This window comes from Herbaspirillum sp. CAH-3, from assembly GCF_009668275.1.
GTDB lineage: Bacteria > Pseudomonadota > Gammaproteobacteria > Burkholderiales > Burkholderiaceae_D > Herbaspirillum > Herbaspirillum aquaticum.
The window spans coordinates 96,939-110,901 of record NZ_VSWE01000012.1; the positions used below are offsets into that span (position 1 = coordinate 96,939).

General features: G+C 57.7%; 14 protein-coding genes and 1 pseudogene. 13 read left to right on the forward strand and 2 right to left on the reverse strand.

Translation table 11 applies throughout. The annotated features are described in order from the left end of the window. Positions 1-62 precede the first annotated feature (62 nt). Both FYB76_RS16570 and FYB76_RS16575 read left to right on the forward strand, forming a co-directional pair. Complete coding sequence (locus FYB76_RS16570; protein WP_370516363.1) at positions 63-719, forward strand: exonuclease domain-containing protein; 657 nt, start codon at positions 63-65, stop codon at positions 717-719. An 11-nt stretch (positions 720-730) separates the two neighbouring features. After that, positions 731-1,195, forward strand: coding sequence for a 3'-5' exoribonuclease (locus FYB76_RS16575; RefSeq protein WP_154134305.1), 465 nt, complete (start codon positions 731-733; stop codon positions 1,193-1,195). Between the two features lie 48 nt (positions 1,196-1,243). Here the strand turns inward: FYB76_RS16575 and FYB76_RS16580 are convergent, their stop codons facing one another. Continuing rightward, positions 1,244-2,410 carry a chromate transporter gene (locus FYB76_RS16580; RefSeq protein WP_154134306.1) on the reverse strand — a complete coding sequence of 389 codons (1,167 nt, stop codon included), beginning with the start codon at positions 2,408-2,410 and terminating at the stop codon, positions 1,244-1,246. Beyond that, positions 2,407-3,366, reverse strand: coding sequence for a chromate resistance protein ChrB domain-containing protein (locus tag FYB76_RS16585; RefSeq protein WP_154134307.1), 960 nt, complete (start codon positions 3,364-3,366; stop codon positions 2,407-2,409). The genes FYB76_RS16580 and FYB76_RS16585 overlap by 4 nt, the downstream gene beginning before the upstream one ends. 111 nt (positions 3,367-3,477) lie before the next feature. Between FYB76_RS16585 and FYB76_RS16590 the strand changes: the two genes are divergently transcribed. The 11 genes and pseudogenes from FYB76_RS16590 to FYB76_RS16635 all read left to right on the forward strand — a co-directional run bounded on the left by FYB76_RS16590 (position 3,478) and on the right by FYB76_RS16635 (position 13,427). Continuing rightward, positions 3,478-3,747 (forward strand): metal-sensing transcriptional repressor, encoded by a 270-nt coding sequence (locus tag FYB76_RS16590; RefSeq protein WP_154134308.1) that lies wholly within the window; start codon positions 3,478-3,480, stop codon positions 3,745-3,747. Positions 3,748-3,756: 9 nt separating this feature from the next. Further along, complete coding sequence (locus FYB76_RS16595) at positions 3,757-4,857, forward strand: nickel/cobalt efflux transporter (RefSeq protein WP_154134309.1); 1,101 nt, start codon at positions 3,757-3,759, stop codon at positions 4,855-4,857. A gap of 107 nt (positions 4,858-4,964) precedes the next feature. Next, positions 4,965-5,321 (forward strand): hypothetical protein, encoded by a 357-nt coding sequence (locus FYB76_RS16600; protein ID WP_154134310.1) that lies wholly within the window; start codon positions 4,965-4,967, stop codon positions 5,319-5,321. Positions 5,322-5,426: 105 nt separating this feature from the next. Next, positions 5,427-6,638, forward strand: coding sequence for a TolC family protein (locus FYB76_RS16605; protein ID WP_154134311.1), 1,212 nt, complete (start codon positions 5,427-5,429; stop codon positions 6,636-6,638). Next, complete coding sequence (locus FYB76_RS16610; protein WP_154134312.1) at positions 6,635-7,201, forward strand: hypothetical protein; 567 nt, start codon at positions 6,635-6,637, stop codon at positions 7,199-7,201. The genes FYB76_RS16605 and FYB76_RS16610 overlap by 4 nt, the downstream gene beginning before the upstream one ends. Before the next feature lie 2 nt (positions 7,202-7,203). After that, a complete protein-coding gene (locus tag FYB76_RS16615) occupies positions 7,204-8,316 on the forward strand; it encodes an efflux RND transporter periplasmic adaptor subunit (RefSeq protein ID WP_154134313.1) in 1,113 nt (370 codons plus the stop codon). Between the two features lie 10 nt (positions 8,317-8,326). Beyond that, positions 8,327-11,431, forward strand: coding sequence for an efflux RND transporter permease subunit (locus tag FYB76_RS16620; RefSeq protein WP_154134314.1), 3,105 nt, complete (start codon positions 8,327-8,329; stop codon positions 11,429-11,431). A 55-nt stretch (positions 11,432-11,486) separates the two neighbouring features. Then, positions 11,487-11,861, forward strand: a complete 375-nt coding sequence (locus FYB76_RS16625; protein ID WP_154134315.1) for a hypothetical protein — start codon at positions 11,487-11,489, stop codon at positions 11,859-11,861. 100 nt (positions 11,862-11,961) lie between these two features. After that, on the forward strand, positions 11,962-12,525 hold the full coding sequence (locus FYB76_RS16630; RefSeq protein WP_154134316.1) for a hypothetical protein: 564 nt from the start codon (positions 11,962-11,964) through the stop codon (positions 12,523-12,525). 44 nt (positions 12,526-12,569) lie between these two features. Continuing rightward, positions 12,570-12,671 (forward strand): annotated as a pseudogene (locus tag FYB76_RS26995) (LysR family transcriptional regulator); the annotation flags it as partial. Between the two features lie 60 nt (positions 12,672-12,731). Beyond that, positions 12,732-13,427 carry a LysR substrate-binding domain-containing protein gene (locus FYB76_RS16635; RefSeq protein ID WP_229297003.1) on the forward strand — a complete coding sequence of 232 codons (696 nt, stop codon included), beginning with the start codon at positions 12,732-12,734 and terminating at the stop codon, positions 13,425-13,427. Positions 13,428-13,963 lie beyond the last annotated feature (536 nt).

Here is a 13,963-nt window from a genome sequence, read left to right on the forward strand (position 1 = left end):
ACCGGACGATATTCCTAGTTGGAGCCACCTATTATTCGTAGATCGCGCCAGGACTGTGCCTGGTGAGTTTCCGATTTGCTTCCGCACATCAGGTATGCTTTCCATACACAGTAAAAGCCGCGTGGATAAAAATGGAAAAGCGATTTTTGGTAGTCGATTTGGAAGCGACGTGTTCAGACGACGGTAGTATCACGCCGGAAGAGATGGAAATCATTGAAATCGGTGCCTGCTGGGCCACCGAAGGTGGTTTGGTGCTTGAGCGGTTTCAGCACCTAGTAAGACCGTTGGCGCCGCCAATACTCACGCCATTTTGCAAGCAACTGATCGGCATTACGCAAGAGGAAGTTGATCAGGCTCCTCTTTTTCCTGTCGCAGCCAGAGCTCTACACACCTTCGCCAACGAAGTGACCTCAACAGATACTGTCTGGATGAGCTGGGGAAACTACGATCACAAACAACTGACCCGGGATGCACAGCGCCACGGGATCGCTATGCCCTTGGCCATGCCCCACAGGAATGCGAAGCGACTGTTTGCGAAGGCTCAGCGCATTGGCAAGGAAGTGGGCATGGTTCGCGCATGTCCACTGACCGGCGTCCCTTTGGAGGGGCAGCATCATCGTGGACTCGATAATGCCGTCAATATCGCCAAGCTGATGCCATGGGTATTGGGACATGCTACGCTTTCCGGCCAGAGCCCAGCCAGCGCAGCGGTCTTATGAGGAAACCCACGATGCCATTCAATGTCTTCATCGACACCGAGTTCACTGATTTTCTTGATCCGCAGCTGATCAGTATTGGCCTGGTGGCCCAGAGCGGCGAGGAGTTTTACGCTGAGCTTCCCTACGAGGTGCGTGAATGCAGTGAATTCGTCAAAGCGGCCGTCCTTCCGCTTTTGGGATACGCACCCCATGCAGAAATGAGCAAGGACGACCTGTACCTGCAGATGACCAACTGGCTCAGGCTGATACGACCAAAAGACCAAGAGGTTTTCATTTGCTACGACTACCAGACGGATTGGGATCTCTTTTGCGACGTGCTGGATGGCCGAGTTCCGCCCTGGTGCAAGCGAACACTGGTCGCTGATCGGATCAACGAGATTCTCCGGTATGACTATCATCAGAAGAGCGCATTACCAGAACACCATGCATTAAACGATGCCAGAGCCAATTGCTATGCGTTCAGGGAACTTTCCTAGTAGGCCATGACGTAAAGGGTCAAGAACGTTCTATCGATCTCCGACCACTCATTGCTTGAGTATGGGATACAGCACCAGTCCTGTCAGTGCTGCGATGACGATGACGACTGGCTCCTGCAGCTTCTTGAAACGCCATAGCAAGGCAATCGTGATCACTGCGATGAGCGCTGTCGGTAGGTCGATGATGGAGCGTTTGGCGATGACGATGACCGAGCCCGTGATGGCCCCAATAGCGGCGGCTGTGATGCCGTCGACGAAGGCGATCACGCCCGGCAACTTCCCGTATTTCTTGAAATACGGTGCCGGCAGGATCGTGAACAGGTAGCAAGGAATAAACGTCGCCAGGGCCGCCACGATGGCCCCCGACAGGCCTGCCACCAGATAACCGATAAAGCCGACCGTGATGACCACCGGACCGGGCGTAATCATGGCGACAGCAACCGCGTCAACGAACTGTTTTTCGTTCAGCCAATGGTGTTCGGTGACAATCCCGCCGTAAAGGAAGGGAACGATCGCCAGGCCCGAACCAAACACAAAGGTGCCGGCTTTGGCAAAGAACAGGCCGATTTGCACCAGTAAAGGCACATCCAGGGTAGCTAACGCCGAGACCAACGGTAGTTGTGCAAGCGCCAGGCCATTCATACTTCCATTTCTCTGCCACTTGGGCGGCGCGCGGAGGAACCACACCAGCAAGCCGGCTCCAATGAAGACCAAAACCTCTTCGGACTCGGTGACGACCGTGATCACTACCTGCAGCAAATATATCGCCCAGAGCAGCTTGTCCTTGCCAATGCTCTTTTGGGTCAGCTTCTTGGCGCTCATGACAATGATGCCGATGACGGCCGCACCCACGCCATAGAACACAGCCTGCATCCAGCTGATGCCCCCAAAATGCATGTAGGCCCAACCCAGCGCCACGACCATGAAGAACGACGGGAGAACGAAGGCTAGACCTGCAATGGTGGCACCCCAGATGCGGTAGTGGACATATCCCAGGTAAATCCCCAGTTGGGCTGCCAAGGGACCAGGCGCCAATTGCGCCAAGGCGAGCCCTTCCTTGTAGTCGGCATCGCTGATCCACTTGCGTTCTTCGACCAGGTCGCGGTGCATGTAGCCGACCAAGGCCACCGGGCCGCCGAATCCCAAGGTGCCCAGGCGAAGCATGTAGAGCGCCATTTGCCAGAGGGTGTACGGTATTTCTGCGATGGCATTCATGGCGTGTCCTTATTGTAGTGAGCGTAGAGAGAGTCGAGGATGGAACCGACTTCCGCCAAAAATGCGTCATCGTCTGCCAAGCGGGCACGCGCACCGGTCAGGATAGCCTCGAACCCGGCGGCTTCCACCGGCGCCTCGCCGCCGGCATCGAGCGCATGCACCAGTGCGGCCAGTTTGGTCATGCCAGGTGTCAAGGGGAGTTGGAAGCTGGCGACGAGAACTTCAAACGTCACCTTGTCGCCGACGTGGGTGAAGGTGGCGTCATTAAAATCGAAGCCCAAGGCGGCGGCCGGGCAATTGGCTGGACTGTCCAGCCACAGAAATGCAGCCTTGGGGTCGATGAAGCGCCGAATCAGCCAGGCGCTGGCCACTCGATCCACCCACAAACGGCGCCGCGTCGCCCAAGTCCGGCCTTGGTAGTCACGGATTTGCAGATAAGGAATGTCCCGTTCCTGCGGCTGCGGCTCACCGGGTGACAAGATCGCATTGGCCTTTTCGGCGAAATCAGCCCAGGCTGCATTGGCGGCCAAGGCCGCTTCATTGGGGAAGAAATCGATGCGCTCGATCGCTTCGCGTTCCTTGGCCAACTTCTTGAGCGTCTTGGCGATATCCGCAGGGACTTGCGCCCCCAGCGACTTCTTGGCTTCCACCACCATTTCCAGAAATTCGCCATATTCCTTGGCACGATCAAACCGCGCCAGAAAGGCCAGTTCATCGACGGCGTTTCGAGGAACCACCTTCACCAGCCAGGCTTCTCCGCCTTCGGCATTGGTTTGGTCAACCAGCTCGGCCAAAGTGTCGGCATGTCCGGGGCGTTCGGGCAGGAGATAGGCTCCGTCGCGCAACGGGACACACCCCAGCGCCTTGATGGCTCGCCAAAGCCGCATGCGGGCAGTGGCGCCGGTAGTCGGAAGGCTCGCAATGAGGAGATGCCAGTGTAATGACGTAGTATTCATGTATCAAACTCTACATCATGTCTCGACATTTACAAAGTAAACTTTCAGGTGGGCCTGTCACACCTATCAGCAGTCATGCTATCCTATCCCCCCCGATAGGATATATACACTATGAGCACCCATACCTCCCATCCTGACATCATCAAACGCCTGAAGCGGGCCGAAGGCCATCTGCGCAGCATTATTGCCATGATGGAAATAGGACGAGGTTGCCTCGATGTCGCCCAGCAGTTGCAGGCCGTCGAAAGCGCTATCGGCAACGCCAAGCGGGTGTTGATCCACGATCACATCGACCACTGCCTGGACCACGCCATGCAGAGCGACGGCAAGGAGTCGGCCGAGGCAGTGCGTGAATTCAAAGAAATTACCAAGTACCTCTAAGGCAAGATCATGGTCGACATCGCAAGTCTGCTCCAGCAAGGCGCTGGCAATATCTGGCTCTTCATTCCGAGCGCCATCCTGCTCGGGGCTCTACATGGCCTGGAGCCTGGACATTCAAAAACCATGATGGCTGCCTTCATCGTGGCCATCCGGGGCACGGTATCGCAAGCTGTGCTGCTGGGCGTGTCTGCGACGCTGTCCCATACCGCCGTGGTGTGGCTCGTAGCGCTGGCGGGCATGTACTTCGGCAGCCAATGGAGCGCAGAATCATCGGAGCCATATTTCCAGGTCGCCTCCGGCATCCTGATCATCGGCGTGGCGGCATGGATGGCCTTCCGTACGTGGCAGCAATCCCGGCAGGAGGCACATGAGCATCACCATGAGCATGATGAAACCAAGTGGATCAATACCGGCCACGGTATGCTGCGTGTAGACATTTTTGAAGAAGGCGTGCCTCCCCGATTCAGGCTGTCAACCCAAGCCGGGTCACATCGCTGGCCAGCCTCGGGCGTCGAGATCCGGACAATTCGCCCTGATGGCGTCGAGCAGACCTTTAAATTTGTCGATCAAGGCGAGTTTCTTGAATCTATCGACGAAATCCCTGAGCCGCATGAGTTCAAGGCACAGGTATTCCTGTCCCACGGAGGTCACTTCCATATCTATGATGTGAAGTATGAGGAGCATCACCACCACGACCATCAAGAGGATGGTCTGGATGTCTCAGATGGCGGATATCAGGATGCGCACGAACGCGCGCATGCCAACGACATCAAGCGCCGGTTCGCGAACCGCGACATTACGACCGGCCAGATCGTGATGTTCGGGTTGACGGGTGGTTTGATCCCGTGCCCGGCGGCCATCACCGTCCTGCTGTTGTGTCTGCAGCTAAAGAAAATCACTCTGGGCGCCGGCCTGGTGCTGTGTTTTAGCATCGGCTTGGCATTGACCATGGTGGCGTCCGGTATCGTGGCTGCTTTGAGTGTCCGTCATGTGGGCAAGCGCTGGTCGGGTTTTGGCAAATTCGCCCGCAAGGCACCGTATTTCTCCAGCGCGGTCATCATCCTGGTGGGCTTGTACGTGCTTTATCATGGATGGACTGCGCTGGCGTAGTTCAACTTGCCGCTGAAATCGGGAAGATCAGGATTTCCCCGATGCCCATATCGCCCGGACCTCTGGTTATAATGCGAGCATTCACCTCATCGGGTCAATGAACTATCGTGCGTCGTCTTCTTTGTTTGCTTCTGCTGGTACTGCTTCCTTTGCATGGCTTTGCGGCCCTGCAGGGAACGGCTACGCCTAGCGAAACGGCAAAGGAATTGACGCACGAGCTCGATCATCAGTACGGCATCAGTCACCATCACGGTGACGACGGCGACATTCATTACGATGACTCCGGCGAATCGAGCCAGCATTTTGCGGAGCATGCTGGTGCCGGCCAACCCTCTGCTGTTCCATCCCTGCTAACGCCCGAATTGGTACTGCTAGTCATGCCACTACTGCGTTTCGAACCCACTGAATTCATGGCTGACGCCTTTCTGGAGCGTCTACCTCGTCCTCCTCAGACCTTCGGCTGATCTGCCGAAGGCCATCCGCGTTCCCCAACTTGTTGATTCCCGCTTCATGCGGGCATAGGTGCGCTCGCCTTCGGCCTGTTTATTCACGTCGAATGGAGATGTTACATGCACATCAGTTATGCCTGCCGCCTATGTTTGGTGGTCATGGCGACGCTTACCGCGTCATCAGCATTATCCCAGTCCGCATCACTCAATTTGAGTGATGCGGTCCAGGCCGCATGGCGTTTATCGCCCCAGGCCCGAACCTTGGAAGCCAAGCGCGACGAGATGCGGGCGGGGCTAGAGTCCGCTCGTACATGGGTAGCGGGTTCTCCTGTCCTCGGACTTTCGCAGCGTAGCGATCGATGGACCGATCGCAACGGCGCTAAGGAGAGCGAGGTATCGATTTCTGCTCCCTTGTGGCTGCCCGGTCATAAAGCGGCCCGCGAAGCCGTAGCACAGAGCAACACTGAAGATCTGGAAGCCCAGATCGCAGTTGCTCGCTTGGCCCTTGCTGGAGAGGTGCGAGAGCGCTTATGGACGGTGGCAGCGGCGCGCGAGTCTCTTGCAGAAGCCAGCGATCATCAAGGCCACCTGGAAGGCCTGACCGAGGAAGTCATGCGGCGGGTAAAGGCTGGCGATCTGGCGCGCAGCGACGGGATGCTGGCCCGCCAAGAGGTCCTCGCCGCCCAGAGTGCCGTCGCGAATGCTCGCGCCAAGGAGCAGGAAGCGCTCATGCGCTACCGCGTCCTCACCGGACAAACAGATATTCCAAGTAATCCGTTGGAACCTTTGGCGGCCGCAGTCTCCACTCCACATCCACGTGCGCTGGCAGCCATCGCCGGTTTGCAGCGTTCCAAAGCAGCCCTGAAAGCCGCCGATGCCATCCGCAGCGATCCACCGACGGTGGGTCTGCTCATGCGCAAGGATCAAGGTGGCAGCGGCGACAGCAGTCGCACGATTGGCGTAGCTATTCAAATCCCGATCGGTACCAGTGCACGCAACAGGCCATTGGAAGCTGCAGCACGTACCCAAAGTGAGACCGCAGCAGCGGAATTGTCGCAGGCGGATCTGCTGCTGCAAGCGGAGTCCGACTTGGCGCGTCAGCAGCTGCTGGCCGCCCAAGAGTCCTGGCAGCGCGCTTCAGAACGCGCTGCGCTGACACGGGAACACGCCACCTTGATCGAAAAGTCCTTTCGCGCCGGCGAACGTGGCCTGGGCGATCTCTTACGGGCCCAGGCCTTGGCACATGAGGCAGATGCCGCCGAACGCCAGCAAAAAGTCGCCGTCGGGCTCGCTCATGCCCGAGTCAACCAAGCTTTAGGAATCATTCCATGAACATCTTCAAATTCCTCGTTTTGGCGATGGGCCTGGCCGTGACCACCGCTTACGCCTCCCCCGGGGCGCATGGCCCCAATGGCGAGCATCTCGATGCGCCGGGTGGCAATCACGTCCACAACGATGCGGGCCCACGGATCGAAACTTTTACCGAGTCTTATGAGCTGGTGGGACATCTGCAGGGTGACGAGCTCTCGGTCCTGATCGACCAGTATGAGAGCAACACGCCTGTCCTGAACGCTACGCTACATGTCGAAATGGAAGGTCTGAAAGCCCAAGCCAAGTTCCACGACGATCAGGGCGACTACGCAGTCGCAGACGAAAAGTTTCTCCAGGCGCTGCGCAAGCCGGGCAAGCACCAACTGATCTTCACTCTGACCACGGACCGCGATAGCGACTTGCTGGAAGGCACGATAACCGTTTCGGGCGAACAAGAACATGGCCATACGGACGATCATGACCACCAGCCCCGGACTGTCTGGTTCATCGGAATTGCCTTGGCATTGCTTCTTACCGCCGTCGCCCTCTACAAATTGCGCCGCCGTTCTGGCGGCAGGAATTGATCATGCTGAAAAACACTCTTGTTGCGGTGCTTCTCAGCACCTTCGCCTTGCAGGGCGCCTTCGCATCACCAGGGGCTCATGGTCCAAATGGCGAGCACCTGGACGGGGCCGCAAACACCACTGGCACCGGACTATCCCGCTTGCCCGACGGCAGTGTCAATGTGCCTAAGCTGGCCCAGCGGCGGATGGGGATTCGCACCGTCATGGCACCTGAGAGCGATCATCCGCGCACCATCGAACTCAATGGGCGGGTCACCATCGATCCGAATGCCGGCGGTCGCGTCCAGGCTCCGTACGCTGGCCGCATCGAGGCTGCTCCCAAAGGGCTGCCAATGGCCGGTCAGCGAGTCGAAAAAAGTCAGGTCTTAGCTGTGCTGCGCCCGGTCGGATCGGCGGTCGAAATGGGGAATCAGCAAGCGCAGTTGGCTGATATTCGGGCCAGCCGGCAGCTGGCGGAACAAAGACTCAAGCGCCTAGAGACGCTGGCAGATACTGTGCCGCGCAAAGAAATTGAGGCGGCGAGATCCGAGCTGCTTAGCCTGTCCGGACGCGAGCGCGCGGTGGCTGCTTCCGTGGGCGGTGCCGAGTCCCTCAAATCGCCAGCCAGCGGCGTGATTGCCTCGGCCAATGTGGTCAACGGACAGATTGTCGAGGCCAGAGACGTGTTGTTTGAGGTGATTGACCCCGCCCGGATGGTGGTAGAGGCGCAGACGGCCGATATCGGCATGGCTCAGCGCATTACGGAGGGGACTTTGGCCGGCAATGGCGGCAGTGAGCTCAAGTTGCTCGGGCGAACCAGTAGCCTGCGTGATGGCGCTGTTGTCCTGACCTTCCGTGTCAGCGGAAAGGATCTCGCGCTGGCCGTCGGGCAACCGGTGACCGTCATCGGGAAAATGAGTGACCAGATCAAGGGTATCGTCTTGCCCGCCGAAGCGCTCGTCCGCAACCCGAACAATGAGCCAATCGTCTGGATCAAGTCAGGCGCGGAACGCTTTATTGCTCAACAAGTTGAAGCTGTGCCGCTGGATGCCAAGACGGTCGTGGTGACCAAGGGACTTGCGCCGGACAACCGTGTTGTTGTCACGGGGTCGGCGCTCATCAATCAAATCCGCTAGGAGCGAACACATGTTTAATTGGATCGTTCGCTTTAGCCTGACGAACAGGCTGTTCGTCTTGGCGGCGGCGCTATTGCTGGTCATCTACGGCACCCTGATGGCCTCCCGAACGCCGGTTGACGTCTTCCCGGATTTGAACAAGCCGCTGGTGACCGTCCTTACGGAAGCCGGCGGCATGGCGCCGGAGGAAGTCGAGCAGTTGGTGACCTTCCCGATAGAAACAGCGCTGAACGGCATGCCCGGCGTCACAAGAGTGCGCTCGGTGTCGGGGGTGGGCTTGTCCATCGTCTACGCCGAGTTCGACTGGGGGACCGATATCTACCGCAACCGGCAGCTAGTCTCCGAGCGTCTCGTCCTGGTCAAAGAGCAGCTTCCTGGGAATATCACGCCCATCATGGGGCCGGTTTCCTCGATCATGGGGGAAATCATGTTGATCGGCTTGCCGATCGACTTGGCCAAGACCGACCCGATGCGGGCGCGTGAATACGCCGATTTTGTTCTGCGTCCACGATTGTTGTCCATTCCCGGTGTGTCGCAGGTGATTCCTATCGGGGGCGAAGTCCGACAGCTGCGCATCGAGCCAGACACGGCCCGCATGGCGCAATTTGGCATTTCGCTCAGCCAGGTCGAATCGGCTTTGCAGGACTTTGCTGCCAACACCAATGGCGGATTCATTGATCTGAACAGTCGCGAGTATCTGATCCGCAATCTGGGGCGCACCAACCGCCTGGAGGACGTGCGTGGCTTGGCCGTCAGCTATCGGAATGGCTCCCCGGTATTACTGGAACAGGTGGCGTCGGTGCGCTATGCAGCAGCCTTCAAGCGTGGTGATGCCGGGATGAACGGCAACCCGGCGGTGATTGTCAGCGTGCAAAAGCAACCTTCCGCAGATACCGTCAAGCTGACTGCCGATATCAAGACCGCCTTGTCGGAGCTGAAGCAAGGCTTGCCGGCGGGCCTGGCCGCGCCAGAAGTCCTGTTCCGGCAGGCTGACTTCATTGAGTCCTCCATCGGCAACGTTGTCGAGGCCTTGAGAGACGGCGCCATCCTGGTGGCGATCGTTCTGTTCGCCTTTCTTCTCAACGTCCGGACCACCGCGATCTCGCTCATTGCCATTCCCTTGTCACTGGCTGCCACCGCCGTGGCCTTCAAACTCTTGGGGCAATCGATCAATGTCATGACGTTGGGTGGCCTCGCGATCGCCATCGGCGAGCTGGTGGACGATGCCGTGGTGGACATCGAGAACATCCTGAGGCGGCTCAAGCAGCGTCACGGGCAGGCCAACCCGCCTTCCGTGCTTGAGGTGATCTGGAAAGCATCCGTTGAAGTGCGTTCTGGGATCGTCTATGCGACCGTAATCGTCGTCTTGGTTTTCGTGCCGTTGTTTGCGCTGCCAGGCATCGAGGGCAGGCTGTTCGCCCCTCTGGGCATCGCCTATATCGTCTCGATCCTGGCCTCCATGCTAGTCTCCATGACAGTCACACCGGTCCTTGCTTACTATCTGCTGCCGCAGATGAAGCAAATTGGCCATGGCGATAGCCCTCTGGTGCGGTGGCTCAAGAAGATGGACGCGCGGCTTCTCAGCTGGTCTTTCCCACGTGCCAAAGTCATTCTCGCCTGCGCCGGCGTCGTGGTGGCATTGGCCGCTGCCAGCGTTCCCTTCTTTCCGCGCGCGTTCCTGCCGCCATTCAACGAGGGATCTCTGGTCATGGGGATGACCTTTGTGCCTGGAACCTCTCTGGCAGAAGCAAACCGGATGGGTTCCTTGGCCGAAAATCTGATCCGGGAAGTCCCTGAAGTCGTCAAGGTCGGCCGTCGCACGGGCCGCGCGGAGCTTGATGAGCACGCTGAAGGCGTTCATGCGGCCGAGATCGATGTGGATCTCAAGCGGTCCAAACGCAATCGCGAGCAGATCATGGCTGACATTCGTGCCCGTCTGGCCGTGATTCCGGCATCGGTGGCCATCGGACAACCGATTTCGCATCGCTTGGATCACCTCCTATCCGGTGTACGGGCCCAGATCGCCCTCAAGATTTACGGGGATGATACGGACACGCTGCGCGGCTTAGCGGAGGGATTGCGGCAAAAACTGGCGGCGGTGCCCGGCTTGGTGGACCTCTCAGTCGAGCGCCAGGTGTTGATTCCCCAGATCAAGGTGCGCATCGACTACCGCAAGGCGGGGCAATATGGCCTCACGCCGGCGCAAGCCTTGCGCGCCATGGAGGCTTTGTCGGAGGTCAAGCGTGTCACACAGGTCATCGACGGACCACGACGTTTCGATCTGGTGGTGCGCTTGCCGGATGAAAGACGCTCTCCCCAAGACCTGGCGCGCACCATGCTGGATAGTCCGGCGGGCCGCATCCCCTTGGCGGCGATTGCCACCGTCGAGGAAGGTGACGGCCCTAACCAGATCGGCCGGGAAAACGGCCGCCGGCGGATTGTGGTGTACGCCAATACGGACGGCTCTGACATGTCGCGCATCATTGGCAACATTCGCGGAGCGATCGCCGCGACTCCGCTGCCAGGAAGTTATTTCGTCAGTATCGAAGGACAGTTCCAGGCCCAGGAGCAGGCGACCCAACTGATCCTGGGGCTCTCCGTGGCGTCATTGGCGCTTATCTTCCTCGTGTTGTACACGCGATATCGATCTGGCGTTCTTGCCCTGGTCATCATGGGAAACATCCCGTTTGCCCTTATCGGAAGTGTGGCAGCGATGTGGATTGCCGGTGTGTCGCTCTCGGTGGCCTCGATGGTGGGCTTCATTACCTTGGCAGGCATCGCCACCCGCAACGGCATCCTGAAAGTCAGCCACTACATCAACTTGTGCAAGTTCGAAGGTGAACAATTCACGCAATCCATGATCGTGCGCGGCTCCCTGGAACGCCTGACGCCAGTGCTGATGACAGCCTTGGTGGCGGCCTTTGCGCTGACACCTTTGCTACTGGCGGCTGATGCTCCGGGCAAGGAGATACTGCACCCGGTCGCGGTCGTTATTTTCGGCGGCCTGGTCAGTTCCACCATCCTCGATTCGTTGCTGACCCCACTGATTTTCTGGCTAGTGGGCCGCAAGCCTCTGGAGAAGTTGATCGCGAACGAGAGCCAGGAAGCGTACTAAAAACGGGCCTTCTCGGCGGCGCCCATCCCAGAGCCGCCTATTTTTGGAGTCAACAATGAAGAAACTGATCGCTGCTTTAATGATGACCGCCACCTTGGTTGCCTCCGGCGCAGCCTTGGCCCATGGTGCCAAAGCCAAGCACGGCGGAGTGACGCAATCGTCCAATGACATTAGCTTCGAGCTCGTCGCCAAGGACGGAAAAGCCACTCTATATCTGGAGGATCATGATGCGCCGATTCCCACGGCCGGCGTGAGTGGCAAGCTGCTCGTACTGAACGGTACCGAGAAGGTGGAAGTGCCACTGGAGAGCGGAGGCGAAAACACGTTGGTTACCAATGGAGACGTGAAATTTGCCAAGGGTAGCAAGGCTATCGCGACGGTCACCATGAAGGATAAATCGACGGTCAACGTCCGTTTTTCTCTGAAGTAAGACGCTGAGAAGCGATCCAGTGGGTCGCAGGATGTAATGGCGTCTCCTATGAGACGCCATCTCTAGCAACTCCAATGCATTGAGATGCGTGAGGTTAATGATGTCTACTCAATCGAATTTTGTGAAACTACCAACAATGATACGCGCCAAGCGCCAACTGGTCACCTACCTCGGTGCGCTAGCGGCGATTCCGATTCTGGCCGGCTGCGTTCATACGCACCCCGGAGTCGCGCATTGCGCGATTCTGCAGCAATCGAGCCACTGCGTAGAGGTGCCTATCGAAGAGGATGCCGTGGCAGCGCAGGCGAAGACACTGCCCCCTGCAGAGGCTGGGAAGGTAGCGATCTATGTATTGCGTCCATTTGCGCAACAGCGAAGCAACGCTTCGCAGATCTTTATCGATGGTCGACTGGTAGCGAGCCTGGGTCCCATGACCTTCGCGCGCATCGTCGTCGAACAGGGTGCGCATCGGGTCCGAATCGAAACCGAAGGGGTGCCGAATCGGGAGCACCAGATCACCGGCAGCGCAACCACCTATCTGCAATACCAGCTCACTGAAACGCTCACAACCGTTCAAAGCGAAATGACTGAGCTGGCGGAAGCCCAAGCCAAAGCCCGTATAGCGCGGCTGGATCTAGTGAAATCCGCAGACATGCTACCCTAAATTAAAGGTGGGAGCTCTTTCCGTATCCCAATAAGGCTGCGGTAGATCTACGGATTTCTCAGCCAGCTTTATCGCGACATATTGCGGTGCTGGAGCACGAGCTTCGGACAAAACTGTTCATCCGAAAGCAAGGCGGGGGCCAGCTTACCGATGCTGGGAATCTTCTCCGAGAGCGAGCGCGCCCTATTTTGCGCCAGTTGACCAACTTGATCGAACAAGTGGGAGACCGCGCGGGTGGACAATTGTCTGTTGGTGTTCCGCCGTCGTGGCAGTACCTCTTCAGATCACACTTCGTAGAAAAGTTGATCGACAGATATCCAAGCATTGCGCTACGTGTGCACGAGGGGGCCAGTCGTGTGCTTCGTGAAGATATGCATGCGGGTATGCTGGACCTGGCCAATGTTCGCTTTGAGGCAGCTTCTCCCAATGGGTACGTCAATACCCGCCTTGTGCGGGAGCCGCTCGTATTGGTTTCTCACAAAGATGCACAGCTTTTTCCTGAAAAATCAGTTCCTCTTTCTCGGCTGGATAAATTGAAGCTGGCGCTTCCAGGAAAACCGAACGTGATTCGTGGCCATATTGAGAATTCCCTTGCGCGGAAGGGACTAGGCTTCAACAATGCCTTTGAGGTAGATGCAGTAACTCTCTCGATGGATTTGGCACGTAAAAGCTTAAGCGCTACGGTGACGCCCTGCTGTGCCGTCAGCGGAAATCCTTATTTGGAGGATTCTGTTTCCTGGAGCCCGATCCGCGGAATGTTTATCACATGGGCATTGTGCGAAAACACAGCAAGAAGCCACTCGCCAGCGGTTGGGGAAGGACGGCGCTTAATCAGCCAGATTGTCGGCGAAGCGGTGCAAGGCGGCAAGTGGATTGGCGCTGATCTTTTTTCATACGCCTAATTGCCTTGTGTTTAAACAAGAGAAGAGCGCCGCAAATTGCACTGTGTTGAATGCATTCCGCCCCAGCCTCTAGTCCCGCGCCGGAAATATCTATATCCGAGGGGGCAACTGATCTACATGAGGAAGTGGTGTGCTAAGTCCGGCGAGCGAGTATCTTTAATTGCCTTCGCCCACGAAGCAAATTGCTCCAGTGTCTCAACATCGGACACGACATCATTGAGATGACGCTTGGGCCTTACCGCTTTCCGCCGCACGGCCGACCCGGAGTCGAAAACCGAAAAACAAGCCGAAGGCCGGAGTCGGTGTCCAGATTGCTCAACGTCTTTTCTTCCGGCTGCGGCATCGAAAGTTTTTTAGTTTCGACAAGCTCAATACCGAGCTTCACGCTCTGAGCGAAAAGCTCAACCATCATCGTTTTAAGAAACTGGACGGATGCCGGCACCAATGGATGGAAGATACGGAACGGGACAAGCTACGTCCATTACAATCGCGTTGACCTGAGATTCACTCAGACCATCCTTAAAATCTTCTTGGGT